This is a genomic window from Arthrobacter sp. V1I7, from assembly GCF_030817015.1.
In the GTDB taxonomy this organism is placed as follows: Bacteria; Actinomycetota; Actinomycetes; order Actinomycetales; family Micrococcaceae; genus Arthrobacter.
In genome coordinates this window covers 4,444,624-4,469,347 of record NZ_JAUSYS010000001.1, presented here as the reverse complement: position 1 = coordinate 4,469,347, position 24,724 = coordinate 4,444,624, and the positions used below count along the sequence as shown (strand labels likewise).

Genomic DNA, 24,724 nt, shown 5'->3' with positions numbered 1-24,724 from the left:
GCCGTACAACTGTGCTGGGGATAGCGTTCTGCCCAGCCTGCCTATACGGCCTGCAGGTCCCGTGCTGCCGCGGCCGAGACGAGTATGGCGCCGGCGGCGATCACGGGGTCGATGACCGGTATCCCCAGCCGGCGGCGCAGCACGTCCGCCATTCCAATACTGGTCAAGCCCGTACTGGCTTCGACGATGACATCCGCGCCGGCATCAACCAGCATCTGGGCAGCTGCCAGGGAGTCGAAGATGCCGGTGGGCAGAAGGAACCCTTCCGGCGTCTCAACACTTTCGGGACCGTCGATAAGTACCATGCGTTCACCGAGCGTCTCGGAAATCGGGCCGGGCACCGAGGCTTTTAAGCCCAGGACGCCTACCCGGCCGCCGAGCGCCAGTGCGGCCGCCGCTGCAGCCGACCCCGCGCCGATCACCGGAATGTCCACCAGTGACCTCACTTCGGCAAGACCCGGATCAGCCGCGCAGCTAATGATCAGAGCGTCAACACCGGGGGCCATGGCAAGCGCCAATTCCGCGACCTTGGGCACGGCCTGCCGCAGTGACTCGTCGTTGTAGACGCCCGAAGGCTGGCCCGGAATGCAGCGCGACGTTACCTCAAAGCCGAACGATTCGTGCAGCAACTTCCCGTGCGAATGGAGCAGACGCCGGTCTGACGTGGTCAAAGCACGGATGACACCTACATGCATGATTTTGCCTCCCCCATTTGGATCCCTCACAGCAACAGTAAGCAGTGAATGTTTCCGCCGGTTTACGGCGCAATGACCATCCAAAACACCGGGCGGGCGATCACTGCACCGTCACGCGGCGGAGCACACCCGCCGACAGCGGCCGTGCTAGGAGAGCCCCTCGAGCGGCCCGGGCGGATTTAAAAGCGTCGATAACGGACACTGGAAGACGGAAGGCTATGCAAGCGGTGCAGGCTCCGCAGCAAGGACGACGACCGCGGTGGCGGACTGCTGTGAACGGGACGCTGGCAAACCGGTCCTGAGCACCGAAAATTCTGGGAGAAGGCCCGCACCGGATATCGTGCAGAGCCCCCTTTTACGGCCACTCCCCCGCCTCGTTTTCAAACGCCGATAAATGGCCTTACGTCAAGCTAGCGATCAGACGAGCGAAGGAGCACCTAGCTCAAGGCGTCTTCCCCAGCGTCCCGAGCCGCTGGCACCCCTAGAGACCGCATTTGCCGGTCAGCTTGAATACGGTCCGGCTGCGGGCTGGGGTTCCCCTCAGTCTCGGCAGACACATCCGCCAGCCCAAACCCGCTGATCCGCAGATACGGTTCACGCCGTGGACGGGGGGGTGTAGGGGCGGAGGGTAGCCGTCGTTACGTCACTCCCTTCGAGCTGGTTTTTCGGCGGATCCAGGCCCTATCCTTCACGCTCAATGCAGTAAACGTGGTCATTCTTTTCGCGGGCGATTTGCGACCGGTGCCGCACCAGGAAACAGGAGTAGCAGGTGAATTCGTCCTCGGCCTGCGGGATGACCTCCACGACCAGTTCCTCCGCTACAATTTCGCCGCCCGGGACCATGGTGTCGTCCAGCGCATCGGAGTAATCCAGTTCACGAGCGACGCTGCGGGCGTCCGGGGCGTTCTCGGATCGGAGCGCTTCTAGCGATTGTCCTGTGATTCCTTGACATCGGATCGAACTTCATCGTAAATCGGTGGCCACTTGGCTCGTTCCCTTTTCTGGTGTTGTTGCTGGATGGGAATGCAACCTACATCATTGCGCCGTTGTTCCAGTCTCTTGAAGGACACGTGGGGTGGTGCTGGGACAGCCGAGTCCTGGTGACGTGAAAAAGGTCCGGAAGATCAAGGGAAATGTCGCCGAGTGCTGGTCTCAAAATCCCGGTCGTACGCGCTACTCAGACCTAAACGATCCGTTTCCTCGAATCAGTACAGTGCCGCGGGACGCTGCGAGAAGAGGTTGACACCATGCGTCTCTCCCGCGATACGCCCTGATGGTTTCGCGTCCGGGCCCGCCCTGCTCTGGACAACGGGCGGCAGCGATGCCTACATTATGAAGCGAATGGGGATGCCACCTCTCAGGGTGTGACCCCTCCTCTTCCAGCCGCGTGCACGGCCGCGAAGATAGCCGCTGTAGCCTAACGGCGGCAAAGGTGCACACTCGCGGAAAGACCCGAGATGGTCCCCTCGCACTTTGAACGATTCCTTGATGAAGCCACCGTCCCGGACCCTGATACGGACTGCCCTCTGGGCCCGGACTGTCTCTACGGGCTGTACACCAGCTGGTGCCTGCTCGAGGGCTTGGAGCCCAAGCCCGACATCACTTTCCGGGCTGCCATGCACCGCTGCGGTATCGATGTCCATGACAGCCGGTTGCGGATGACCGGCCCGGCCATGGCCGATTACATCCTGTCCAGCTATCCACCCGCGGCCTGGCCATGACGATCGACCCCAACGGGTACACCCCTGACGGCCAGCTGCCCCGCGCGATTCCGCTGCAGTGTACTGACTGTGGCACGGACCGCCACCTTTCCATCAGGTCCATCGAGTCACTTCGGCCGTACTCAGAGACCCTGGTCGCGGTGTCCTACACCTGCACCGCCTGCGGGCAGTTCCTTGCCCATGCCGCCGACGTCGCGCATGTTGCCGTGATCCTCAACCGCAGAGGAAGAAGAACACCCGATGTACTCGTCTTCGGCGGGCACTACATCCACTGTGGCCGACCGATGCAAAAAGCAGGTTCCGAAATGCACCGCTTCTACTCCCCCATAGCTACCGACCAGGCCAGCGAGGACGTTCTTGCGGTGTACCTCTCCACCCGCGTCCTGCGGTGCTCCTGCGGCTTCCAGATGGAGCTGCCCGAATAGGAGGTCAGGATGCCAGCTCCCCGTGTCGTTCGTGGCCATTCCAGCGCACAGGCTTCCCATCTCTCCCCCAGAAATCTCGCACTCTTCCAAAGCATGACTGGACGTGATTAGTCTTTTCGAGCTGTATTGCCATCCGCGGCTTGCGAGACTGCGTTGGCGAAATCGGACAGAGGTACATCTCAGGCTTGCCCAAAGCTGGCTTCCTCGTTCGCGTCGGGTTCTGCCCATTCCAGAGCTGCAACGACGTGTCCTTCGTTAGGAAGCACTTGTTGCTCGGCCAGGGGAAGTTTGTCGTATGTGTAGGCGGCGACGGCCATTGGGGAAGTTGAACGTCCTAGGCTGTACCGGACGCTGCGGTCATTCTTAGTGCCGCAGATGAGGATGCCGATGGTTTCGTTGTCGTGATCTCGCCGGAGCACGTCATCGACGAGGGCGACGTAGAAGTTGAGCTTGCCGGCGTATTCCGGCTGGAACTTGCCCGTCCGCTCATCCGGTGCCTGTTGTAGAAGAGGGCGGCGGCGCGCGCCCGATACGGGACTCATACAGAGGATCGGGTCAGTTTTCGCCGGAGCGGCCGTGGGACAGCCCGGTGGGGAATCCGACGGGCTCCGGGGCCGCGCAGCACGAGGACTGGGAGTCAACGGCGGCTGCTGCCGGGGCGTCGCAGCTGGTGCCGGCATCGGAGGAGCACAGCCCGGTCTCGGGGAGTTTGAGCTGGACGGTGTCCGCCGCTTCCTGGTCCCCGGCCAGGGCGGCGGCGACGGAGCGGACCTGTTCGTAGCCGGTGGCGAGCAGGAAGGTCGGCGCCCTGCCGTAGGACTTCATGCCGACGGTGTAGAAGTCCTTGTCCGGATGGGCCAGCAGTGCTGCGCCGTGCGGGGGGACGGTGCCGCAGGAGTGGAATTCAGGGTCGATCAGCGGGGCCAGCTCCACGGGTGCTTCTACGGCCGGATCCAGGTTCAGCCGGAGTTCACGCAGAATGTCCAGGTCCGGGCGGAAGCCGGTGCAGGGCACCACGACGTCGGCCTCCAGGATGCGTCCGTCAACGGATTCGACGCTCACGTGCGATGCGAGCGATTTCAGCGAGCCGATGCCGAAGCCGGTGTGCAGTTCGATGGTTCCTGCCTCGACGAGGCGGCGCAGGCGGGCACCGAGCTGGCCGCGGGCGGGCAGTCCGTCGGCGTCGCCGCCGCCGTAGGCCTTCTCGGCGGACGCGCCGCGGACCGCCCAGAGGATCCGGGTGTCGGGTTCGTCCTTGGCCAGCTCGGCGAGGCTGATCAGGGTGTTGGCGGCGGAGTGGCCGGCGCCGACGACCAGGACACGGCGTCCGGCGAAAGCTCCACGATCGCGGCCCGTGACGTCCGGGAGCGGCGATGAGATCCGGTCAGCGGCAGAGTCTTCGCCGATGGCGGGCAGCCCGGAGGTGCCGAGCGGGCTTCGGATGGACCAGGTACCGGAGGCGTCAATGACGGCTGCGACCGTATGGTCTCGGACCTCGCCGCCGTCGTGTTCGACCCGGACGGTGTAGGGGGTTCTCTCGCGGTTACGGGTGTGGGTCTTGTCCATACCGGCGCGGGTCACGGCGAGGACCCTGGCGCCGGTCTGCAGCCGCGAGCCGATAGCAGGGAGTGCGGCCAGCGGGGCCAGATAATCGTCGATGAGTTCCCCGCCGTAGGGAAGGGCCGTGGGTCGTGGCGATTCCCAGCCGGATGCTTCGAGCAGGCGGACGGCGGCGGGATCGATGTTGAACCGCCACGGTGAGAACAGTCGGATGTGGCGCCACTGCTCGATGGCGGCGCCCGCGGAGGGGCCGGCTTCGAAGATCAGCGGTTCGAGTCCGCGTTCGAGGAGGTGGGCCGCGGCGGCCAGGCCCACGGGCCCGGCACCGATTACGGCAACGGGAAGGTTCTTCGCTGAATCCAATGGTTCCTCTGTTTCATCCCTAGCTGTGATGGTACTTGCGGAGATGCCTGCCGGTCCCTGTGGGGCCGGCAGGCGTGAGTGTGTTAGCAGCAGCCCTGCATGTCATCCAGGCAGTCGTCGCAGCAACCCGAGTCGCTGCAGCATCCTGTCTTCATTCAGCTCACCTCCTCTCCGTTCGGGTTCAGGCGTGGGTGGGTTCTTCCACCAGGGCGGTGGCGATGCTGTCCGCGTCATCCAACGCGGCGAGGTAGCGTTCGGCGTCGAGGGCTGCGGCGCAGCCGGTCCCGGCGGCGGTGATGGCCTGGCGGTAGCGGTGGTCCACAGCGTCGCCGCAGGCGAACACGCCCGAGAGGTTGGTGACCGTGGTGGGGGAATAGACCTTGATGTAGCCCTCGGCGTCGAGTTCGACCTGGCCTTTCACGAGTTCCGTGCGCGGGACGTGCCCGATGGCGACGAAAATGCCGGTGGCGGACTGCTCGCGGGTTTCACCGGTGACGGTGTCCTTCAGCGTGACGCCGGTGACCTTGCCGTCGCCGTGGATCTTCGTGATGGCGGAGTTCCAGGCGAAGCGGATCTTGGGATTGTCCTTGGCGCGCTGGGCCATGATCCGGGAGGCCCGGAGTTCGCCCTTGCGGACCACGACGGTCACGGACTTCCCGAACCGGGTCAGGAACGTCGCTTCCTCCATCGCGGAGTCGCCGCCGCCGACCACGATGATGTCCTGGTCGCGGAAGAAGAAACCGTCGCAGGTGGCGCACCAGGAGACCCCGTGGCCGCTGAACGTCTTCTCCTCCGGCAGTCCGAGTTCCTTGTACGCGGAACCGGTGGCCAGGATGACTGCCGGGGCCTCATGGGTCTCGCCGGCGCCGGTGGCCACGCGCTTGAGGTGCCCGGCGAGCGTGACTGCGGTGACGTCGTCGAACACCACCTGGGCGCCGAACCTTTCGGCCTGCTGCTGCAGCCCGTCCATGAGTTCCGGACCCTGGATCCCTTCGGGGAAGCCGGGGAAGTTCTCCACGTCGGTGGTGTTCATCAGGGCACCGCCGGCGGTGACCGATCCGGCCAGGACCAGCGGCTTCAGCCCGGCGCGGGCGGCGTAGATCGCCGCGGTGTAGCCGGCCGGGCCGGATCCGATGATGATCAGCTGTACGGTGCTCACGAAAAGACTCCTTGGTGTTCGGATCGGGTGTTACTGGGCGTCGGTGTGCAGCGCGGGCAACAGTTCCGTGATCAGGTTTTCGATGCGGGTCTTGATCTCGTCGCGGATCGGGCGGACGGCGTCCACGCCCTGGCCGGCGGGGTCCTCCAGGACCCAGTCCTCGTAGCGCTTGCCGGGGAAGTACGGGCATTCGTCGCCGCAGCCCATGGTGATCACGACGTCGGATTCCTTTACGGCCTCCGTGGTGAGGATCTTGGGGATCTCGGCGGACATGTCGATGCCGAGTTCAGCCATGGCCTCCACGGCGGCCGGGTTGACCTTGTCTGCCGGCTGGGACCCGGCGGAACGGACCTCGACCGCGCCCTTGCCGAGGGTGGTGAGGAACGCGGCGGCCATCTGGGAGCGGCCGGCGTTGTGGACGCAGACAAAGAGGACCGAGGGCTTCTTGGTGGTTTCGGTGGTCATAATGATGTTCTCCTGAAGGTGTATCAGTGGTTAGAGGGAGGCAGGGGCGTGGGTGAAGTAGCGCTTCCCTGCCCACCGTGCGGCGTAGACCAGGGCGACGAGGGCGGGGACTTCGATCAGGGGTCCGACGACGCCGGCCAGCGCCTGACCGGACGTGACCCCGAAGGTGCCGATCGCCACGGCGATGGCCAGTTCGAAATTGTTGCCCGCGGCGGTGAACGCCAGTGTGGTGGTTTTGGCGTAGCCGAGTCCGAGCCACTTGCCGATCAGCATGCCGGCGCCGAAGACCACGACGAAGTAGACCAGCAGCGGCAGCGCGATCCGGGCGACGTCCAGCGGCCGGGCGGTAATGGTGCCGCCCTGGAGCGCGAAGAGCAGGGTGATGGTGAACAGCAGGCCGTAGAGCGCCCACGGGCCCAGCCGGGGGAGGAGCGTGTTCTCGTACCAGTCCCGGCCCTTGGCCTTCTCCCCGACGATGCGGGTGAGGAAGCCTGCCAGCAGCGGAAGCCCTAAGAAGACCAGGACGGAAGCGGTAATGGCCCAGAAGGAGAAGTCGGCGCTGGTGGTCGGCAGGCCGAGCAGGGACGGCAGGAGTTGGAGGTAGAACCAACCCAGGGCGCCGAAGGCGATGACCTGGAAGACGGAGTTGATGGCCACCAGCACGGCGGCGGCCTCGCGGTCGCCGCAGGCGAGGTCGTTCCAGACCATCACCATGGCGATGCAGCGGGCCAGGCCCACGATGATCAGTCCGGTGCGGTACTCCGGGAGGTCAGCCAGGAAGATCCACGCGAGGACGAACATGAACGCCGGCGCCAGCACCCAGTTGATCACCAGGGAGGAGATCATCAGCTTGCGGTCCGCCATGACCCGGGGTGTCTGGTCGTAGCGGACCTTGGCCAGCACCGGGTACATCATGACCAGCAGGCCGATGGCGATCGGCAGAGACACTTCGCCGATCTTGACCGCTTCCAGGGCAGTGTTCAGACCGGGGATCAGACTGCCCAGCGCCAGGCCCAGCAGCATGGCCGCCACGATCCAGACCGGCAGGAACCGGTCCAGGGTGGAGAGTTTGCCGCTGACGGCGGCCTCTCCGGTGGCGGGCGGCGGGGATTGCGTCTGGATGCTCACGGTGCTCCTGTGCTGCTGTGCGCCTGTGCTGCCCAGCAAGATTGATGAATGTCGATATGTGAAGTATCCCCACCTATATCGATGAATGTCAATCTGTGTGCATAATGGGTTCATGAATTCTCTGCAAACGCTCGAGCCCGCGGTCGATGTCTCGTGCTGCGCGCCGTCGGAGAAGCCGGCGCTGAGCGCCGGCGAGGCCCAGCAGAGGGCTCTGGTTTTCAAGGCACTGGCCGACCCTAACCGCCTGCGCCTGCTCTCCATCGTCAAGGCCGGCGAGTCCGGGGAGGCCTGCGTCTGCGACCTCACCGAGCCCTTGGACCTGGGCCAGCCGACGGTTTCCCACCATCTCAAGATTCTGGTCGAGGCCGGGTTGCTGAAGCGTGAGAAGCGCGGCACCTGGGCCTACTACTCCCTGGTGCCGGGCGCGCTGGAACAGGCAGCCGGACTCCTCTCGACCCTGTGACACCAAAGGAAACACCCGGCCGCCGCCCGCCCTCTGTCAGAAATCAGGCTGATCGGCGGTGACGGGACCGCCACCAGCGCTCCGCGGCGCTCATGGCGCGGGTGGCAACTGCACAGTAGCCGACGCCGACCGCCAAGGAGGCGGCGACCGCCAGGCCCTTTCCGGCTTCGTCGAACAGCGGATAGACCAGCCAGTGCGTGACATAGATGTACAGGGACGAGCTTGCCAGCACGGCCGTGAGCCGGTGCAGGCCACGCGGCAATGGCAACGCGGGCACCCAGACGAGGACGAGGAACCCGGCCAGAATCGTGGCGTTGCGGTACCCCTCCTCGAACAGCCCCGGAATGGCCAGAATGGCCAATGCGCTCACGGCCACCCGGTGCCCCACGGTCTTTGAGACCGCTGCCGCCCAGCCGAGCGCGAAAAGCCACAAAACCGGACCTTGCCCCGGGAACGGGACCTCGACAACATGGAAGCGCACCAGCAGGCCTGCGCCGACGATGGCGAGCGGGAAAGCCAACGGCCAGCGACGCTGCGCACGGTCTGCGGCCGGTACGGACAAGAGTGCTGCAACACCGATCAGAATGTGGACGAGCACTTCCACGAACCAGAAGCGGGAGAAATCGCTCCACCCCGGCGGACCGAGGAAGGCATTGAGCAGGAACACATTGGCCCAGCTGTAGGTATCGGTCACCGCGAACGCGAAGCCGATCACGGCCACGCTTGGCAGCACGATCCGGGCAACGGTCCGCGCCTGCCTTCTCAGCCGCTCCTGGCGCGTACCGGTCAGTTGGAAGCGTGCGAAGTTGTAGCCGGCCAGGGCCATCAGCACATGTGCCGTTCCCTCCCAGGAAAACCATCCGATGTGCGTGGAAATGATGAAAATGATGGAGACCGCGCGCAGCACGATGCCGGTCTCCATCGGGGCCAGCAGCCGGCGTCGCCACGTCCGGACCAGACCGGCCGCCCTGCTTTTCGGAGCGTCTCCGGGCGCCGCCCCCGCGGAGAGGTTCCCCTCGGGGCCGGGGACCAGCTCGCATACCGGCAGCAGGTGCCAGCCACGGGGAAGGTCGCCCAGGACCTGCTCCAGCCGGACCGATGCAGCGACATAGGACAGCGAGTCACCGCCCAGGGACACAAACGTGTCTGTGTCGCGGATATCGTCTCGTTCCAGCACATCCGCGTAGATGCGCCGCGCATCATCGGATCGTGAGCCGGCACTGCCGTCATCGGCGCCGGGTCCGCCGTCGGCTTCTTCTTCAGGGCGCAAGTCCAGGATGGCGGGATAGTCCGGCTTTCCGTTGCCCAGACGCGGGATCGCCTGCACTGGGCGAAGCTGGACTGTGGCACGTGGCAGGCCGAGATCCTGCGCCAGGGTCTTGGCGATCAAGGAAAGGTCGTGGCTGCCTTCAACTGCGGCGACCACCTGGCCATCAATGCCGGCCACCGCGCCGGAAACGCCCAGGCCATCGAGGAGCCGCTCCACCTGGCCAAGATCCACCCGCAGCCCGACAATCTTCACGAAACGGCTGCGCCGCCCGACGATTTCGTACAGTCCGTCCTTGGTGCAGCGAGCAAGATCACCGGTGTAAAGCCCTTCCACCTCGCGCCCCAGGGCAAGGTCTTCAACTCGTTCGGCATAGCCAAGCATCACGTTGGGTCCGGAGTAGACAAGCTCGCAGTCGTCCAGGCCCGGAACCGGTTCAAGCCGGAACGTACCGCCGGGGACCGGAACGCCAATTGCCTGGGGATGTCCGGCTGCCAGATCTGGAGGCAGGTAGGCCATGCGGGCCGTGGCTTCGGTCTGCCCGTACATGACGAACAGGTCCCAGCCGCGGCGTCTACCCAATTCTGCGTACGCACGGACCCGATCCGAGTCGAGCCGCCCGCCCGCCTGCGTGATGTACCTCAGGCTCGGCAGCTCCATGTCGGCGAATCCCACGCGCTCCAGGAGCTCAAAGGTGTAAGGAACAGCCGCGAAGGAAGTCGCACCGCGGGCACGCATGAGATCCCAGAAGCACGGATCCACCACTGACAGATCGGTGAGGGCAAGCGACGCCCCCACCAACAGGTGACTGTTCACCACCGACATCCCATAGCAATAGGACAGTGGAAGTGTTGTGGCCGCCGTATCCTCCGGACGCAAATGCAAGTACTGGGCGATCGCGGCCGCGTTGGCCTGGATGCCTTCGGCAGAAAGGCGCACGAGCTTCGGTGAGCCAGTGGATCCTGAAGTGCTCACCAACATCGCCAGTTCAGGGTGGAGCTCGTGGCGGGTCCCTTCGTGCCGTACGTCCATCACCGACTCGCCGTCCACCATGTGGGCGACGACGTCCGGATCGTAGGCGGCAACAAGGGCCTCGGAGGCATGGCCTCCGCCCGGGGGCAGGATAAGCAGCGGATGCCCGGCAGCCAGCGCTGCAAGGTATACGAGGAGGGACGGCAAGGTGTTGTCCGCTTCCAGGGCGACGAGCCGGCGGACAGGTCCCAGGGATCGTGCGATGGACTCTACCCTGCCAGCGAGTTCGCGATAGCTCAGCGAGCCGCCATTGACATGGACAGCGGTGCGGTCCCCGAACCTCGCCAGATCGGCGGCGAAGGAGACACCCGCCAGATCTGGCTGTATGGTCATCATCAGAATGTTAGGAGGTATGCCTAACCTAACTCAACTTCGTGACGTTGCCCTGCCCGGCCCCGTTTCGACGCGGGTGCTCCGTCTTACTTTGCGGCTTCGATCAGTTTCTGGCGGAATTCACCAGATCACCCCGGTCACGACGATGACCCCGAGCAGGATCCACATGACCAGGCGGATCCTCTTCGCCGGATTGTCCGAATTCGGGGCTGTCCTGGCCGTGCTCTGTGTCATCAGCGGTGGATGCTTTCCTGGTCGCGGTGGGCGGCGGGTTCGATCTGGAAGGTGGAGTGTTCGACGCTGACATCGAAGTCTTCGGCGACGCAGCGCTGCAGATCCGCCAGGATCCTGGCGGCGTGCCCGTCGGTCATGCACGTGTCCTGGACGGTGACATGGGCGGAGAGTACCGGCGTCCCGGAGGCGACAAGGGACGCGTGCAGGTCATGGACGTCAATGACGTGCGGCAGGGCCAGGATGTGTTCCCGCACCTTAGCCAGGTCCAGGCCGGCCGGCGCATTTTCCATCAGTACATTCACAGTGTCACGCAGCAGCCTGAGGGTACGGGGAATGATCAGCACACCGATCAGCAGGGACACGACGGCGTCGGCCTGGACCCAGCCGGTGACGGCAATGATGATCGCCGCTGCGATCACGGCCACCGAGCCGAGGGCGTCGTTGAGGACTTCCAGGAACGCGGCCTTCATGTTGAAATTGTGCTTCCGCCCGGACGCGAGGACGGCCAGGCCTACGGCGTTGCCGGCCAGGCCGATGATCCCGAACCAGAGCATCGTGGTTCCGGCGATTTCAGGAGGTTCGAAGAGCCGGCGGATACCTTCGACGATGACGAAGCCGCCGACGCCGAGCAGCAAGGCAGCCTGGCCGGCCGCCGCGACGATCTCGGCACGCTGGTAACCCCAGGTGCGCTTCAGCGTTGCCGGTTTCAGGGCCAGCGAAGCGGCGATGAGCGCAATCAGCAGGCCGGCCGAGTCGGTGAACATGTGGCCGGCATCGGCCAGTAGCGCCAGGCTGCCGGTCAGGACCGAGCCGATGATTTCGGCAATCATCACGGTGAAGGTAATGGCAAAAACGGCGATCAGTTTGCCCCGCTGGCCCGCCCCGTCGTGGGGGTGGTGGTGGCCGCTCACGGACGGTTCCCTGAAGTGTTGTTGTTTGGCAGGACACCCGTTGCGGGCGCGCTGCTGCAGCAGCCGTCGATTTTCGCGTCAGTGTCCACGCCAGTGTGCGGGACGGCGCAGCAGACGTTGCCCTTCCAAGCGTTGATGCCTTCGCGGACAGCGATTCCGGCGATGACCAGTGCCGCGCCGGCGTCGGCCCACCACCAGCCGAGTGCACTATTGAGCACCAGGCCGATCAGAAGGACTGCGGAGAGGTAGGTGCACAGCAGGGTCTGCCTGGAATCGGCCAGCGCCGTCCTGGATCCGAACTCACGGCCGGCGCGGCGCTGCAGCCAGGACAGCATCGGCATGATGGCCAGGCTCAGGGCTGCGATCACAATGCCGGGAGTGGAGTGCTGGGCCTCGCCGCCGCCGGTCAGGGACCGGATCGAATCCACGGTGACGAAGGCGGCGAGGGCGAAGAAGGAGATGGCAATGAGCCGCAGGGTCAGATGCTCGCGTCGTTCCGGGTCCTTGGCGCTGAACTGCCAGGACAGGGCGACGGCGGATGCCACCTCGATGACCGAGTCCAGTCCGAAGCCGATCAGGGCCGAAGAGTCCGCCAGGTTGCCTGCCCAGAGCGCCACGACCGCCTCGATGACGTTGTATGTGATCGTCGCGGCGGCCAACAGCCGGATCCGGCGGCTTAGGACCGCGCGGCGGACGGGGTTGGGTCCAAGCTGCAGGGCCATCATGCCTGGCACATCCCGTCCGGTGCGCAGCAGGCCGGGTCCACGGCCAGCACGACGCCGATCAGGTCCTTGATTGCGTGCCCGAGCTGGGCATCGGCGAGCTCATAGCGGGTCCGCCGGCCGTCCGGGACTGCCACGACCAGACCGCAGCCGCGCAGGCAGGTCAAATGGTTGGAGATGCTCTGGCGAGAGACACCGATGGAGTCGGCCAGGTCTGAGGGGTAGGTCGCTTCATCGGCCAGTGCGAGCAGAATTCGGGCCCGGGTCGGATCAGAGACCGCGTAGCCGAACCTTGCCAGCACCGGGGCATGAGTAAGCGTTTCCATACCCCCAACGGTACATTCACCGATGTATCGAAGCAATCGAGGGCGGCAAGGCAAGAAAACAGGTGAATTTCCCCTCGTGCGTCAGGTCCGCTTGCGCCCCGAATCCAGGTCCAGGGACGGGCATCTTGACTGCACCGGGACAGCCGGGGGAGCATCAAAGTGTCGGGGGCAGTTGTCTGGCGTCTGCTGCGGACCGACAGACGGAAGGTTCTTAAATGGCTGCGGCTCGCACCGGCGGATCGCCCAACCGGGCGAGGGGGATGAGCAGTGCCGCACTGGTGGTCGGACTGCTCCTCGGCGGCTGTATCGGTGAGCCGGAACTGACGCCGTTCCAGCCAAGCCCGCCAGCGCCGCCGGCCCCGCCGCCGGCGACCACTTGGCCGACGCCCCCGCCACCAGCGACGCCCCCGCCACCAGCGACGACGGCGACAGCGCCGGCGTCGTCCTCCCTCCGGGAGCTCCAGGCGATGCTTGTGCTTTACAGCGAGGAGATGCTCGAGGCGGGTGCGCCGGCCGTTCTGATGGCGGCGAAAGTCGGACCCGAGGAGTGGTCGCATGCGGTCGGCGTCAGGAGCCGCGACGGCGGCGTCCCCGTGCAACTGAGTGATCCAGTGCAGGTGGGTGGCATCACCCAGACCATGGTGGCGGTTTCCGTGCTGAAGCTCGTGGATGAAGGCCGGCTGGCGCTTGACGACCCCATAAGCAGGTATCTGCCCGAGTTGGAGGGACTCCTGCACCCGCCCGGGCCCCTGTCGGTTCGCCAGCTCCTTGGCCACACGTCCGGCATGCCCGACTTCTACGCTCCCCTGCTGGAGTCGGCTCCGCCCCGGCAAGTACTGACCACCCCGATCAGCCCCGAGCAGCGTCTCGCGCTGGCCGGCACGGTTCCCTGGCAGCTGCGCGAGCCGTTGGGGTTCAGCTATTCCCGTTCGGACTATGTGGCCCTGGGGCTGTTGGTGGAGCGGCTCCGCGGTATCCCTCTTGCTGACGTCCTGCGGGCCGACATTGTGGAACCGCTGGGTCTTCGCTCCACTACGATGATTGGCGACGGCCCTGCCCCGGCCAACCTGGTCCACGGCTACACACTGGTCGACGGCGGACTTGTGGACGTCGCGTACTCCGCCCTGCAGAGTGGATCCGCGTCCGGGGGCATGATTTCCACCGTGGAAGACATCGACACTTTCTATGTTGCGTTGCTGCGGGGCGAGCTGCTGTCTCCGGCCGGCGTCATCGAGATGAAGGGCCGCGTTTACGGCGGCTACGGCCTTGGCTTGGACCAATGGAATGACAGGTGTACCAACGGCTTCTACTATGGCCATTCCGGCGATGTTCCAGGCTACGGGACCATCGCGATCAGCAGTGCCGACGGCAATCGCCGGCTCACGATGTCGGTCGCCTACCCGCCGTCGCCCCTGCCCACGCGCGTCCACGCCATCGCGCTGGAGATGACGGGACTCGCTCAGGTTGCGCTGAACGCGAGCTGCCGCCTCAAGTTCCGGTGGACGCCTACTCGTGGTTAGGGGATCTCCCCATCCTGCCTGGGCCTAGCGCATGCCCTCCCGGCGGATGGCTGTGGCGATCGCGGCAGCACGGGTCTCGACGCCGAGTTTGGCGTAGATGTGTGCCAGATGCGTCTTGACTGTGGCCTCGGAGATGAAGAGCCGCTGGCCGAGTTCACGGTTGCTGAGTCCTTCGGTCAGGAGGCTCAGCAGCTCGGCCTCGCGCGGGGTCAGTATTTCGTCCGGGTTGCGCAGTTGCTGGAAGAGTCGCGAGGCCACCGGTGCGCTCATCACGCTCTTGCCCTGGACTGCGCCGCGGACAGCTGCGAATATCTCCTCGGGTGAGGCGTCCTTGAGCAGGTAGCCCATTGCCCCGGCGTCCACAGCCCGAACGATGTCGGCATCGGAGTCGTAGGTGGTGAACACGAGGATCGCCTGCCGGCTGTTGCGCCGGCGCAACTGCTTGATTGCTTCGATGCCGTCCATGCCGGGACCCATGGCGAGGTCCATCATCACCACGGCCGGGCCGTGTTGCTCCACCAAAGCCAGGGCTTCCTCGCCCGAGGCCGCCTCGGCTACCACCTCAATATCCGGCTTCGTTGCCAAAAGCGCTTTGAGTCCGCTGCGGACCACCAGATGGTCATCCACCAGGAGCACGGTAATGGTGCTCATTTTTCCTCCCCGGTCGGCACTTGCGCGGCCACAATCGTTCCCCCGCCGGGGCTGCTTTCCACCGAGAATACGCCGCCCAGCTGTTCCACTCGCTGCCGCATGGCCCGTAGGCCGTAGCCCCCGGCGTCTGACGGCGGCGCCAGCGACGACGAATCGAAGCCCGCGCCGTCGTCGTACACATCCAGCGTGACGGCGCCCGGCAGGAAGCCCAGTGTCACCGTGGCGTTGGTCGCCGACGCATGCAGCTTCGTGTTGGCTGCCGCGCTTTGGACCACCCGTAGGAGGGCGTGCCGGACGTCGGCGGGGACGGGGCGGGGCTCGCCGGTGACAAGCAGGCGAACGTCCGGTAGGTACTGTGATGCTGCTTTGAGCAGGGCATCGGCCAGTGGCGCCGTTTCCGGCCCGGAGGAAGCGAGTTCGTGGACCAGATTGCGGGTGTCCGCAAGGTTCTGGCGCAGCATCCCGCTGGCCCAGCGGACGTCGTCGCGTGCGGCAGGGCTGGGCCAGGACCTGTTGGCAGCTTCCAGGAGAAGGATGCTGCTGGCCAGGCCCTGGGTCACGGTGTCGTGGATTTCCCGGGAAACACGCGCACGTTCTTCGATGCTGCCCGCCCTGCGTTCAGTGGCCGCCAGCCGGCCCTGTGCCAGCGAAACCGCCGCATGCAAGCGGCGCTGCTCCGCGGCGTCATGCTCGATGCGATCGTAGATCAGGGTCAGCATGACGCCCACAGCTAACGGGCCCAGGAGCATGGCAACATCGTTGCCGCCGCCGAGTCGGAACAGCCCGACGGCGGTCGCCAACGCCGTCGCTCCTCCAGCGACGTACGCCACCCAGCCAGTGAATGCCGTCCGGCATAGGAAGAACAGTGCGAATGAGCACCAGGCAAAGCTCGGCGCCACGATCACCAACACCGCCCAGAGCGCCACCAGGACAAACATCCATACGGCCCATGGGCGCCGCCGCTGCGCGAGCACGGCGATTAAGGCGTATAGCGAACACACCGCCGCGGCGAGAGCCAGGACCCACAGGTTGTCAGCGGGGCTGTGCCGCATCCCGTAACGGGCCGCCGATGCCACCACCAGCACGGCAAAACCCAGATGAACGACGGCGTCAATCCCGCCCAGCGGGCTCCTGCCGGCGGCGCTTCGGTGCTGGGCTGGTTCCGGCGGGTTGGATGGTGAGGGAGGCATAGGGATCCGGTTCCGGTGGATGGAGTGCTACTCACCATGCTAGGGCCCGCGCCGTTGCTGGTCTCTCAGCCTTTTGGCTGACAGCCTTGGCCTGATGGGGGAGGCCGCCGCAGACCAACGCCCGATGCCCACCCGGCCGGGGTCGGAAAAAATTGATTTGGGCCCGGAACATCAACCCGGGGCAAAACCCCTAGACCGCACTCCGAGGAGAACCTGTGAAGAAGTCCAACAAAATCACCGTCGCTGCTGTTGCCGGAGCATTGCTCCTGACCGGAGGGCTGAGCGCTGCAGCCAATGCCGGGACCAACCCGGGCGGGTCCGCGCCGGCGGCTGTTCCCGCCGCCGACATCCAGCCAGTGCCGGAAAGTGTCATTGCACAAAACCGCATCAGCGTCGGTGCTTCGGCTGCTGCGGTCCAGGCTGCCCTCGCCAAGTGCCAGGCCGACAAGCTGCCGTTCGTGACCGTGGCACTGGTCGATCGCTTCGGCACCGTTCAGGCCCTTCTCCGCGGAGACAACGCGGCAGAGCACACCATTGAAGCGGCCCGGCAGAAGGCGTATACCGCCGCGGCCTTCGGGGCGCCCACGAGCGAGCTGGCCAAGCGCATCAATGGGAACGGGCCAAGCATCGCGGACCTCCCGGGCACCCTCTTCCTGGCCGGCGGCGTTCCGCTCAAGGTGAACGGGGTGTCCGTGGCGGGCCTCGGCGTGGGCGGCGCTCCGGACGGCATGCTGGACGAAGCCTGCGCCACAGCCGGGGCGGAAGCCATCGTCGGCGCGGCACCGGGCGCCGCCAAGTAGGCAGGCGTTTCTGTAGGGACTGCCTCATGAACGGGGTATCCGGCGTTCCTAGTCGCCGGCGGCGTCGCGGCCGCGGCGGACGATCAGGGCATCCGGCTCGTGGACCACTGAGGTGTCCTTGTCCTCGTAATCGAACTGGTTGAGGAAGAAGCGCATGGCGTTGATCCGCCCCCGCTTCTTGTCATTGGACTTGATGGTGATCCACGGCGCATGGTCGGTATCGGTGCGCAGGAACGTCTCTTCCTTGGCTTCCGTGTAGTCCTCCCACCGGTCCAAGGAGGCCAGGTCTATCGGTGAAAGCTTCCAGCGCCGCACCGGGTCGATCTGCCGGATAGCGAAGCGGGTGCGCTGCTCGTGGCGGGTTACCGAGAACCAGAACTTGGTCAAGTGGATCCCGGAGTCCACCAGCATCCTCTCGAAGACCGGCGCTTGCCACATAAACGTGTCGTACTCCTGGGCCGTGCAGAAGCCCATGACCCGCTCGACGTTCGCCCGGTTGTACCAGGAGCGGTCGAACATCACGATCTCCCCGGCCGTGGGCAGGTGCTCGACATAGCGCTGGAAGTACCACTGGCCCTGTTCACGGTCGGATGGTTTGTTCAAGGCCACGGCCCTGGCCGAGCGGGGATTCAGGTGCTCGGTGAAGCGCTTGATCGTTCCGCCCTTCCCGGCCGCGTCCCGACCCTCGAAAACGATCACGTTCCTGAGGTCCTGGTCCTGGCCCCAGTACTGGAACTTCAGCAGCTCAACCTGCAGCCGGTATTTCTCCAGCTCGTACTCCTCACGGGACATCCGCTCGTCGTACGGGTAGTCCTCCCGCCATGTTTCCACGGCCGAACCGCCGGGGTGGATCAATTCCGGGTCCTCGCCTTGCCCCCCGCGCACCGTATATCCCATCTCCACCAGATGGTCGATGGCCTCCCGGAGGTTCTCCCGGAGCCAGGCCTGATCCTCGGGCGTCCATGGCCTGTTCGTCTGCGCCATCGCGGGGCCTCCCTCCGTCGTCGCCGAACCCCCATCGGCAGCGCAAGGTGCCGGCCGCCGTCGATACTTCACTGAGTTCATAGAATGCGACCAGCCTAAGCCGACAGGTAGGGCTCACGATAGGGATGGACCCAGGAGTTGCCCGCCGGACCGTTAGAGGCCCACGCCGGGAGCGAGTCGGCGAGCATCGTCGCAGTCCAGGCCTAGAATCAACGGCATGATGCCGGGACCAATGGTGGCCGTTGACGGGAAGAATTCCCTCAGAGTGAGCGCACGGATACTTGAGAGCGTCTGGTGCCCCCCGGATTCCTTTGTGGACGTCGACGACGCCAGAGACGCCCTGCGTGCCTTGCTGACGGCTTCAGAGCACGCACCCCGGGCGACGCGATCCGGGTTCGCGACAGCGGGGGTCCAGTGGCCGGTGGGAATCTCGAACTCCCACGCCGTCACAGCCCTGATTTCCGCCCCCAGCAGGGGTGCGAGTGCACCGGCCCAACGCAAGGCCAGTATCGACGAGGGGCTGCCGTCTATTCCGACGACGATTCTGGGCTTTTTCCCGGCTGGTTCATGCTTCGCACTTCATTGCAGCATCCTTGGCTCTCCTCGCGACCATTGCCGACAGTGTCCACCCTGGTCCGATGGGGACATCCGAAACCGATCCGGTCCAAAGTTTTGTCCGGCACCAGTGCTTTGGAATTGACAGGCAGTTTGTCATGTTGCTGGACGGTCCTTTAGGCCCCGTAACCCATAGGGTGGAGGAAGTAACGGACAACGAAGGGGTTCTCCCGTCCGCCGTCGACTAAGTGGCTCTGCAGTATCGACCAGGACGTACTCACCGTCGCTGGATTCCTCGAACCCCCTCGGTCCTGCCTCAAGTGAACAGAGGTCTGAGGGAGGGCGTCGACAGTCCGTATCCGGACAGCCCGATGTCATCGCACGCATCTCCCGGTCAGCGAAAAGCCTGCCCGGTCCTTTCGCCGAACCGATGCCTGAAAGGCAGCAGTGATAGACATGCACATCAAGGAACAATGGCACATGCTCGCTCCGACCACGCAGCAGTGGCTTATGGACAACCCCGGATGCATGATCCTGCCGCGCACCCTGACGTCTATCTTCAACAAAGAATCGAGCGAAAACGCCGTGGTCGACGTGCACGGCGAAAGCGTGCTCACAGCAGAGGATAGAGACTTCATCCTGGCTAAGTCACGCGAAGCGACAGCATGACGATAAGGCACCATCGCCAGAGAAAGAGGTCCTCGACACCCACCAGTGCTGGGAGATGTTGCGCCGCGTATCGGTGGGCCACGTGGCCGTCTGGGTGAAAGACCACCCGGACATTTTTCCTGGCAACTAAACAGTCGATCATGGAACCTTGGTTTTCAGGACCGGAGCGGAACCAAACTGGATGCCGCCTTGGGCGAAACTCCCGTCACGCTGGAGGCTGACGGTGTCGATGCAGAATCGGGCGTCGCGTGGGTGGAGTGTCGTGGTGAAAGGGCAGGCCGCCGCCGTGAGCCGGACCGAAGAGGTCCTCGACACGGTGGGGCTGCCCCTCTTTCCCTGGGAGGCGGGACGCAAAGACCAGTTCGTTCGGATCGACCCTGCCTCCGTGACGGCCGGACCTTTACGGTCACACCCCCGCTAACTAACCTGGTGGAGTTCTCTCGATGACGCCACCCGCGCCGGGTTGGAATAACATCCCTACCACGGGCGCCTACAGTATGGCCATTGCCTATACCGGCGGATCCGTCATGTTGGCCGCCGCGTTGCTGGCCGTACTGGTCCTCATGGTCCCGGCTGACGTCAGCGCGCGCCGCACCGCAAAGACGGATTCCGAGGCACCGGCGGTTCTGACCCGTACAAAGTAACGGTAAACAGGCCAAACGTCACTTCCGGGGCGGGGGAAAATGGGAGTACACGTGGATCTACCACGGCGGTAAGGTTCGCGACCATGCCGTTGAAGCCGGGGTAGGCGGCGGTCCGGGCGAGGCGTTGGATCTTGCCAGGGCCGCCGCTGCGAGACCAGACCGCTGAGCGCACTTCCAAGCGCCCTGAGGGACAGCAAAGGGAGTAGCGAAAGCCGTCGCCTCAGCGCGCGGTCGAGGTCCCCCTGTGGTCAGGTGGTGGACCGGGTCATGGAGACCGGATGGCCCACGGGTGCGGAATTGGCCATGGACTTGATGAAGGCGTGATCCTCCGCAGAGAGACTGAGCCGGTCGTTTCGTTCCGTTCCGTCCAGCCTGTCACCGTCGCTCATGGCCTTATGGATGACCGCAGTCACGCTCCGTGGGAGCACGACGCTTCCCGGATTGGCTCTCAGCCACTCCTGGGTCTTCGGATCCAGTTGGTCCCACAACTTCTCGATAGACGTCGTTCCGCTCACAATTCCTCCATGGCTGATCTTGAATTGTTGCTGCTATGACTGTTGTGCATGACGGATGCCCATTATCAGCGTTATCCACGCGTCTCGTCATCAGTGTCCGGTCTAGCCGGCATACCGCTCAAGGGCATCTCTTGACCCCTCAGCAGGGGCGGCAGACCCCCCGATCGTAGTCGTAAACACCGAGACACTGGTCTCCCTCATGGAGTTTCCACAAAGTGCCGCCGTCCGGCGCAGGCATGAGTTCTGCCCAGTATTGGGGCCGGGGGATGTCTGACGCGGTTTGACCCGGGTCGGGCCTGCCGCTTAGTCGGCGGACCACCAACATGGCCAGATCCCTTAGATTTGCCTGGGCCTCGTCGGCCAGGCGCACGGCGGCCGCCACCTCCTCCGGGGCGAGGGACAGTTCATCGTTTTTCTCCAGCATCGGAACCTCCTGCAATCTGCGACGAATCAGTGCTTCCAGAAGTTAGTGCCTCTGTAACACTGCGGTGGCTTCTCATTCCGCTTTCTCGCCAGTAAGGGCCAACACGTCACGTCTCATTTGGCCCGGCGACCGTCTCAGATATGCCCGAACGACGGCGGAGTTGTCAAGGGGGTGGACCTTAGCGGAAGACTCCGCACTCCTGCCGCCACGGAAACAGGATGCCGCGTAGCGGTTCACGGGTACTGTTAAAGGATGAGTGCCGCAGCCCAGTCAGTCGTCGCCTTTGACGGTCACTTCGCCCGGGACTTGGCGGAGATGGCCCTTCCCTGGAAGGCCGAGGAGGCCCCGGACCCGCGACTGCTCGTGCTCAACGAGCCGTTGGCCGCCGGGCTGGGCCTCGACCCCGCCTCCTTGCGCGGCCCCGAGGGACTGCGGCTTCTGACCGGTAATCTGCTCCCCCTCGGGGCCACTCCGGTGGCGCAGGCCTATGCTGGACACCAATTCGGCTGGTACGCCCCCCGTCTCGGCGACGGGCGCGCCCTCCTGCTCGGTGAGATCGCCGACGCCGACGGCCGCCTTCGCGACGTCCACCTCAAGGGCTCCGGGCGCACGCCCTTCGCTCGCAATGGCGACGGCCTGGCCGTCGTCGGGCCGATGCTGCGGGAGTATGTTGTGAGTGAGGCGATGCACGCCTTGGGCATTCCCACGACACGGTCCCTCGCCGTCGTGGCGACAGGGCGCTCAGTGTACCGCGAGACTCTGCAACCGGGAGCCGTGCTCACCCGGGTCGCGAGCAGCCATCTGCGTGTGGGCAGCTTCCAGTACGCCCGGGCCACGGGCGACCTGGGCCTCCTCCGCCGGCTCGCGGATCATGCGATCACCCGCCACTACCCCGACGCTGCGGAGGCGGGGCACCCGTACCTCACGCTGTTCCAGGCGGTGATAACGGCCCAGGCGGCGCTGGTGGCGCAGTGGATGCTCGTCGGCTTCGTCCACGGGGTCATGAACACGGACAACATGACAATCTCGGGCGAGACGATCGACTACGGCCCGTGTGCCTTCATGGAGGCTTTCGACCCGGCCGCGGTCTACAGTTCGATCGACGAGGGCGGGCGCTACGCCTACCGCAATCAGCCGGTGGTCGCCGAGTGGAACCTCACCCGGCTCGCAGAGGCACTCCTTCCCCTCTTCCACGAGGACGAGGAGCAGGGGATCGCGCTCGCCGTGGAGTCCCTCGGCGCCTTCCGCCGGCAGTACAGCGCGGCCTGGTCGGCCGGCATGACGGCCAAGCTCGGACTCCCCGGCAATCACGACGACGACGAGGCTTCGGCTCTGGTGGACGAACTGCTCGCCCTCCTGCAGGAGGGGCAGGTTGACTACACCTCGTTCTTCCGAAGCCTCGGCACGGCCGCCCGCGGCCGGGCCGAAGCCGCCCGCGCCATGTTCCTCGACCCGTCAGGGTTTGATGCCTGGGCGGTGCGCTGGCGCGCCCTGGGCCCTGACGCCGACGCAATGGACCGGGTCAACCCGGTCTATATTCCGCGCAACCACCTCGTCGAAGAGGCCCTCGCCTCCGCTACCGGGGGAGACCTGGACCCGCTGACTCGGCTCTTGTCTGCGGTGACTGCCCCCTACGACGAGCGCCCCGGCCTCGAGCGGTATGCCGCCGCCGCGCCGGAAAGCTTCGGAGCCTACCGGACGTTCTGCGGAACCTGATCCGCAGCCGCGGTGGCGTTGGCGGACCAGCAGGGCGACCGGGAGGGCCAGCCTGCTTCGGTCAGGCGAAGTACACGCCGATCCCGTTGCCGTCGATTTCCTCGATCCGGATGTCGATCTCGTAGCTCACTTAATTTCCAACTGAGCCGTCCTCGTTGTGGCGGCGCTGGAGTCATTCGCCCGCTCCTCGAGAACGGCGAGGGCCAGGGACGTGCGGCCCGGCAGCGGGGAAGAGGCAAAGCGGAACCAGATGGCGTCCGAGTAGGCGTGGAACCGTCCAGGGCTGACATGGAGATCCTCCGCGGCGGTCAGCACCTGCTCGTGAGCCGTTAGGTAGCGGGGGCGGGTGAGGCGGTCCTGTCGTAAGTGAAGCTCCAGATGGACGTCCAAGCCGGCCAGGTCCAGGGCCGCCTCGGCCCGGGATGTTCCGTCAAAGTCCAGTAGTCCGAGCGGGGATGGCCCGGCAGTGGCAATGATTTGTTTATCGTGAAGGTCCCCGTGCGCCCAGACGAGTGGATCCTGTCGCGTCCCGAGCAGGTTTGTCGCCACCTGCTCTGCCCTCGCGAGCATGATCCTGCGCTGGGACGATATTCCCGGGACGCCCTCATTTTGGCGCAACCAGCGGTTCGCCCGTCGCCAGACGTCCGCCGCCTGCACCTCGGCCGACCGGAGGGGGAGGCTGTTAAGAACGCCTTGCTGGGCAGTGTCATGGCGACCGTTCAGCTGCGCGACCCAAGCCCGCGACCACTTCTGCCAAGCCTGGACGAACTGTTCATCGCCCGCCGTGGAGTTGTCCTCACCGAGTTCGTTCAGCGTCGGTCCAGGGATGGAGCTGAACTCGATGACGTCCTGGGAGCTCCGGCGGAGGATTCTGGGGGTGATGAAGGTGCCAGCATTCACCAGCAGGTCCACTTGTGCGCAGCGTTCGGCCGGCACGGTGGCGCTGCCGGGCCGGAAAATCTTAATGTACCGGCCCTCCGCCCGGACGACGGCACGCTTGTACGGCATGTACCGAACGATCACCCCCTGTTGGGCTTCAGCCCGCAAGGCAGGCAGCCGCGGATCGTCCAGCGGGATGAGCTCAAAGTGCCCCTCACGCAGACGGGCTCCCCGGACGCCGGGCCGTCCCGGTGCCTGGACCTCCAGGGTGAAGTCTCCCGGCGTCCGGTAGGGCCACGCCCGCAGAATCTGCCAGCTGGCGCCGGTTTCGTCGGTGGCCGACCGGGGGATCGTGGAGGAGCCTGTCATGGGATCAGCTCCTCGATCCGGGAGAGGTGCCAACCCGACGTCTCCCGGGAACACGGCGGAGTTCCGGGACTCGGCGCCCCTTGCCGCCCCCGCGCCGCTGACAAGCTCTCTCCACCCATGTTTACCGAGCCCTAACCCCTGCAAGTTCGTCCGACGCAAGCCGCTTAGTCTGCCCAGCATGAACCATCGAAATGAGGCAGCGATGAAGGGATCATGAAGGTACTTTCATGAATGGTGGCACCGGCACCGGCGCCGGCCCCGGCACCGGCGCCGGTATGAGGGTCAAGTCTCAGTCGGCACGCAGATCTTAGGCGCGGCCGGGATTCCGGTCAGTTCATTCGCGCCTGGCCCGCGCGACGTCGGCGGCGCTCGCCGCGTCCCCCCGGGCAGCAAGTCCGGCCACGACGCCGTCGATGTCCGCGGCCGGCCGGTTTTGGCTGAGTTTTGTCTTCGCTTCGATTCTGGTGATGAGCAGTTCGACGCCGACGATGGCGCGCAGCTGGCCGGCGATGAAGCGCTCGGGCGAATCGTCCACGGCCCAGGGACGCTCTGAGCCGGCCTCGTGGAGGGCGGTCAGCCGCCTGACAAGGCTGTCCAGCCACGCCGGGTCGTCGTGGACAACGAGGTGACCGTAGACATGGGCCGTGGAGTAGTTCCAGGTCGGGACGACGCGCCCGTGTTCGGCCTTCGAGGCGTACCAGGAGGGCGAGATGTAGGCGTCCGCGCCCTGGATGAGGACGAGGGCCTCTCCGATCGCGGGTTCGGACCACTGGGCGTTGTTCCGGGCGAGGTGCCCAAGTAGCGCGCCGTGTTCACCGGCCGATGGGTCGAAGACGAAGGGAAGCAGGGTGGCGAGGAGGCCCTGCGAGGTCATGGTGACCAGATTGGCCGCGGCCGGCCGGGCAAGGAGGGCTTGGACTGCTTCCGGGTCTGCTGCGAAGTGCGCTGGGGTGTACATGGGTCGCTTTCTTTATGGATGGAGGTTCGTGTGTTGGATGGTGGAC

At 65.3% G+C, this 24,724-nt stretch carries 26 protein-coding genes and 1 pseudogene; 8 read left to right on the top strand and 19 right to left on the bottom strand.

What is annotated here, in order from left to right:
• Positions 1-41: 41 nt before the first annotated feature.
• Entirely contained in the window at positions 42-695 is a 654-nt protein-coding gene (locus tag QFZ69_RS20645; protein ID WP_306914100.1) for an aspartate/glutamate racemase family protein, read from the bottom strand.
• A gap of 681 nt (positions 696-1,376) precedes the next feature.
• Positions 1,377-1,669: pseudogene (locus tag QFZ69_RS20640) on the bottom strand (DUF4193 family protein).
• 483 nt (positions 1,670-2,152) lie between these two features.
• Here QFZ69_RS20640 and QFZ69_RS20635 point away from each other — a divergent pair.
• Together QFZ69_RS20635 and QFZ69_RS20630 are read left to right on the top strand one after the other, a co-directional pair.
• Positions 2,153-2,416 (top strand): hypothetical protein, encoded by a 264-nt coding sequence (locus QFZ69_RS20635; protein ID WP_306914098.1) that lies wholly within the window; start codon positions 2,153-2,155, stop codon positions 2,414-2,416.
• Entirely contained in the window at positions 2,413-2,841 is a 429-nt protein-coding gene (locus tag QFZ69_RS20630; protein WP_306914096.1) for a hypothetical protein, read from the top strand. Before QFZ69_RS20635 ends, QFZ69_RS20630 begins: the two co-directional genes overlap by 4 nt.
• Positions 2,842-3,020: 179 nt before the next feature.
• Here the strand turns inward: QFZ69_RS20630 and QFZ69_RS20625 are convergent, their stop codons facing one another.
• From QFZ69_RS20625 to arsB, 5 genes are all read right to left on the bottom strand, one after another.
• Positions 3,021-3,383: a PDDEXK nuclease domain-containing protein gene (locus QFZ69_RS20625; protein ID WP_306914094.1), complete on the bottom strand. Its 363-nt coding sequence runs from the start codon at positions 3,381-3,383 to the stop codon at positions 3,021-3,023.
• Between the two features lie 13 nt (positions 3,384-3,396).
• Positions 3,397-4,764 carry an FAD-dependent oxidoreductase gene (locus QFZ69_RS20620; protein ID WP_306914092.1) on the bottom strand — a complete coding sequence of 456 codons (1,368 nt, stop codon included), beginning with the start codon at positions 4,762-4,764 and terminating at the stop codon, positions 3,397-3,399.
• A gap of 181 nt (positions 4,765-4,945) precedes the next feature.
• Complete coding sequence (trxB, locus tag QFZ69_RS20615) at positions 4,946-5,923, bottom strand: thioredoxin-disulfide reductase (RefSeq protein ID WP_306914089.1); 978 nt, start codon at positions 5,921-5,923, stop codon at positions 4,946-4,948.
• 30 nt (positions 5,924-5,953) lie between these two features.
• Positions 5,954-6,388, bottom strand: coding sequence for an arsenate reductase ArsC (locus QFZ69_RS20610; protein WP_306914087.1), 435 nt, complete (start codon positions 6,386-6,388; stop codon positions 5,954-5,956).
• A gap of 30 nt (positions 6,389-6,418) precedes the next feature.
• Positions 6,419-7,516 carry an ACR3 family arsenite efflux transporter gene (gene arsB / locus QFZ69_RS20605; protein WP_306914085.1) on the bottom strand — a complete coding sequence of 366 codons (1,098 nt, stop codon included), beginning with the start codon at positions 7,514-7,516 and terminating at the stop codon, positions 6,419-6,421.
• A gap of 112 nt (positions 7,517-7,628) precedes the next feature.
• On the opposite strand from arsB, the gene QFZ69_RS20600 reads away from it, so the two are divergent.
• Positions 7,629-7,979 (top strand): metalloregulator ArsR/SmtB family transcription factor, encoded by a 351-nt coding sequence (locus tag QFZ69_RS20600; protein WP_306914082.1) that lies wholly within the window; start codon positions 7,629-7,631, stop codon positions 7,977-7,979.
• A gap of 43 nt (positions 7,980-8,022) precedes the next feature.
• Here the strand turns inward: QFZ69_RS20600 and QFZ69_RS20595 are convergent, their stop codons facing one another.
• The 4 genes from QFZ69_RS20595 to QFZ69_RS20580 all read right to left on the bottom strand — a co-directional run bounded on the left by QFZ69_RS20595 (position 8,023) and on the right by QFZ69_RS20580 (position 12,804).
• The gene (locus QFZ69_RS20595; RefSeq protein WP_306914080.1) at positions 8,023-10,611 is read right to left on the bottom strand and encodes an AMP-binding protein; all 2,589 of its coding nucleotides are present in this window, start codon (positions 10,609-10,611) and stop codon (positions 8,023-8,025) included.
• A 233-nt stretch (positions 10,612-10,844) separates the two neighbouring features.
• Positions 10,845-11,756: a cation diffusion facilitator family transporter gene (locus QFZ69_RS20590; protein WP_306914079.1), complete on the bottom strand. Its 912-nt coding sequence runs from the start codon at positions 11,754-11,756 to the stop codon at positions 10,845-10,847.
• Positions 11,753-12,481 carry a cation diffusion facilitator family transporter gene (locus QFZ69_RS20585; protein ID WP_373461745.1) on the bottom strand — a complete coding sequence of 243 codons (729 nt, stop codon included), beginning with the start codon at positions 12,479-12,481 and terminating at the stop codon, positions 11,753-11,755. Before QFZ69_RS20585 ends, QFZ69_RS20590 begins: the two co-directional genes overlap by 4 nt.
• Complete coding sequence (locus QFZ69_RS20580) at positions 12,478-12,804, bottom strand: helix-turn-helix transcriptional regulator (RefSeq protein ID WP_306914077.1); 327 nt, start codon at positions 12,802-12,804, stop codon at positions 12,478-12,480. The genes QFZ69_RS20585 and QFZ69_RS20580 overlap by 4 nt, the downstream gene beginning before the upstream one ends.
• Positions 12,805-13,019: 215 nt before the next feature.
• Between QFZ69_RS20580 and QFZ69_RS20575 the strand changes: the two genes are divergently transcribed.
• Complete coding sequence (locus QFZ69_RS20575; protein ID WP_307000397.1) at positions 13,020-14,324, top strand: serine hydrolase; 1,305 nt, start codon at positions 13,020-13,022, stop codon at positions 14,322-14,324.
• Between the two features lie 24 nt (positions 14,325-14,348).
• Here QFZ69_RS20575 and QFZ69_RS20570 read toward each other — a convergent pair whose 3' ends face one another.
• Both QFZ69_RS20570 and QFZ69_RS20565 read right to left on the bottom strand, forming a co-directional pair.
• On the bottom strand, positions 14,349-14,975 hold the full coding sequence (locus QFZ69_RS20570) for a response regulator transcription factor (protein ID WP_306914074.1): 627 nt from the start codon (positions 14,973-14,975) through the stop codon (positions 14,349-14,351).
• Complete coding sequence (locus tag QFZ69_RS20565) at positions 14,972-16,165, bottom strand: sensor histidine kinase (protein WP_306914073.1); 1,194 nt, start codon at positions 16,163-16,165, stop codon at positions 14,972-14,974. The genes QFZ69_RS20570 and QFZ69_RS20565 overlap by 4 nt, the downstream gene beginning before the upstream one ends.
• A gap of 215 nt (positions 16,166-16,380) precedes the next feature.
• Between QFZ69_RS20565 and QFZ69_RS20560 the strand changes: the two genes are divergently transcribed.
• A complete protein-coding gene (locus QFZ69_RS20560) occupies positions 16,381-16,965 on the top strand; it encodes a heme-binding protein (RefSeq protein ID WP_306914071.1) in 585 nt (194 codons plus the stop codon).
• Positions 16,966-17,013: 48 nt separating this feature from the next.
• Here QFZ69_RS20560 and ppk2 read toward each other — a convergent pair whose 3' ends face one another.
• Both ppk2 and QFZ69_RS20550 read right to left on the bottom strand, forming a co-directional pair.
• Positions 17,014-17,949, bottom strand: coding sequence for a polyphosphate kinase 2 (gene ppk2 / locus QFZ69_RS20555; RefSeq protein WP_306914068.1), 936 nt, complete (start codon positions 17,947-17,949; stop codon positions 17,014-17,016).
• A 153-nt stretch (positions 17,950-18,102) separates the two neighbouring features.
• Positions 18,103-18,450, bottom strand: a complete 348-nt coding sequence (locus QFZ69_RS20550; protein WP_373461744.1) for a hypothetical protein — start codon at positions 18,448-18,450, stop codon at positions 18,103-18,105.
• A gap of 510 nt (positions 18,451-18,960) precedes the next feature.
• Here QFZ69_RS20550 and QFZ69_RS20545 point away from each other — a divergent pair.
• Positions 18,961-19,173: a hypothetical protein gene (locus QFZ69_RS20545; RefSeq protein WP_306914066.1), complete on the top strand. Its 213-nt coding sequence runs from the start codon at positions 18,961-18,963 to the stop codon at positions 19,171-19,173.
• A 497-nt stretch (positions 19,174-19,670) separates the two neighbouring features.
• Positions 19,671-19,817 carry a hypothetical protein gene (locus QFZ69_RS20535; RefSeq protein ID WP_306914064.1) on the top strand — a complete coding sequence of 49 codons (147 nt, stop codon included), beginning with the start codon at positions 19,671-19,673 and terminating at the stop codon, positions 19,815-19,817.
• 248 nt (positions 19,818-20,065) lie between these two features.
• On the opposite strand, the gene QFZ69_RS20530 is transcribed toward QFZ69_RS20535, so the two are convergent.
• Both QFZ69_RS20530 and QFZ69_RS20525 read right to left on the bottom strand, forming a co-directional pair.
• Entirely contained in the window at positions 20,066-20,332 is a 267-nt protein-coding gene (locus tag QFZ69_RS20530; RefSeq protein ID WP_306914062.1) for a hypothetical protein, read from the bottom strand.
• 139 nt (positions 20,333-20,471) lie between these two features.
• On the bottom strand, positions 20,472-20,756 hold the full coding sequence (locus tag QFZ69_RS20525; RefSeq protein ID WP_306914060.1) for a hypothetical protein: 285 nt from the start codon (positions 20,754-20,756) through the stop codon (positions 20,472-20,474).
• A 252-nt stretch (positions 20,757-21,008) separates the two neighbouring features.
• Between QFZ69_RS20525 and QFZ69_RS20520 the strand changes: the two genes are divergently transcribed.
• Positions 21,009-22,472: a YdiU family protein gene (locus tag QFZ69_RS20520; protein WP_306914058.1), complete on the top strand. Its 1,464-nt coding sequence runs from the start codon at positions 21,009-21,011 to the stop codon at positions 22,470-22,472.
• Between the two features lie 126 nt (positions 22,473-22,598).
• On the opposite strand, the gene QFZ69_RS20515 is transcribed toward QFZ69_RS20520, so the two are convergent.
• On the bottom strand, positions 22,599-23,720 hold the full coding sequence (locus QFZ69_RS20515; protein ID WP_306914056.1) for a phosphotransferase: 1,122 nt from the start codon (positions 23,718-23,720) through the stop codon (positions 22,599-22,601).
• A gap of 334 nt (positions 23,721-24,054) precedes the next feature.
• Entirely contained in the window at positions 24,055-24,678 is a 624-nt protein-coding gene (locus tag QFZ69_RS20510; protein WP_306914055.1) for an FMN-binding negative transcriptional regulator, read from the bottom strand.
• Positions 24,679-24,724: the final 46 nt, after the last annotated feature.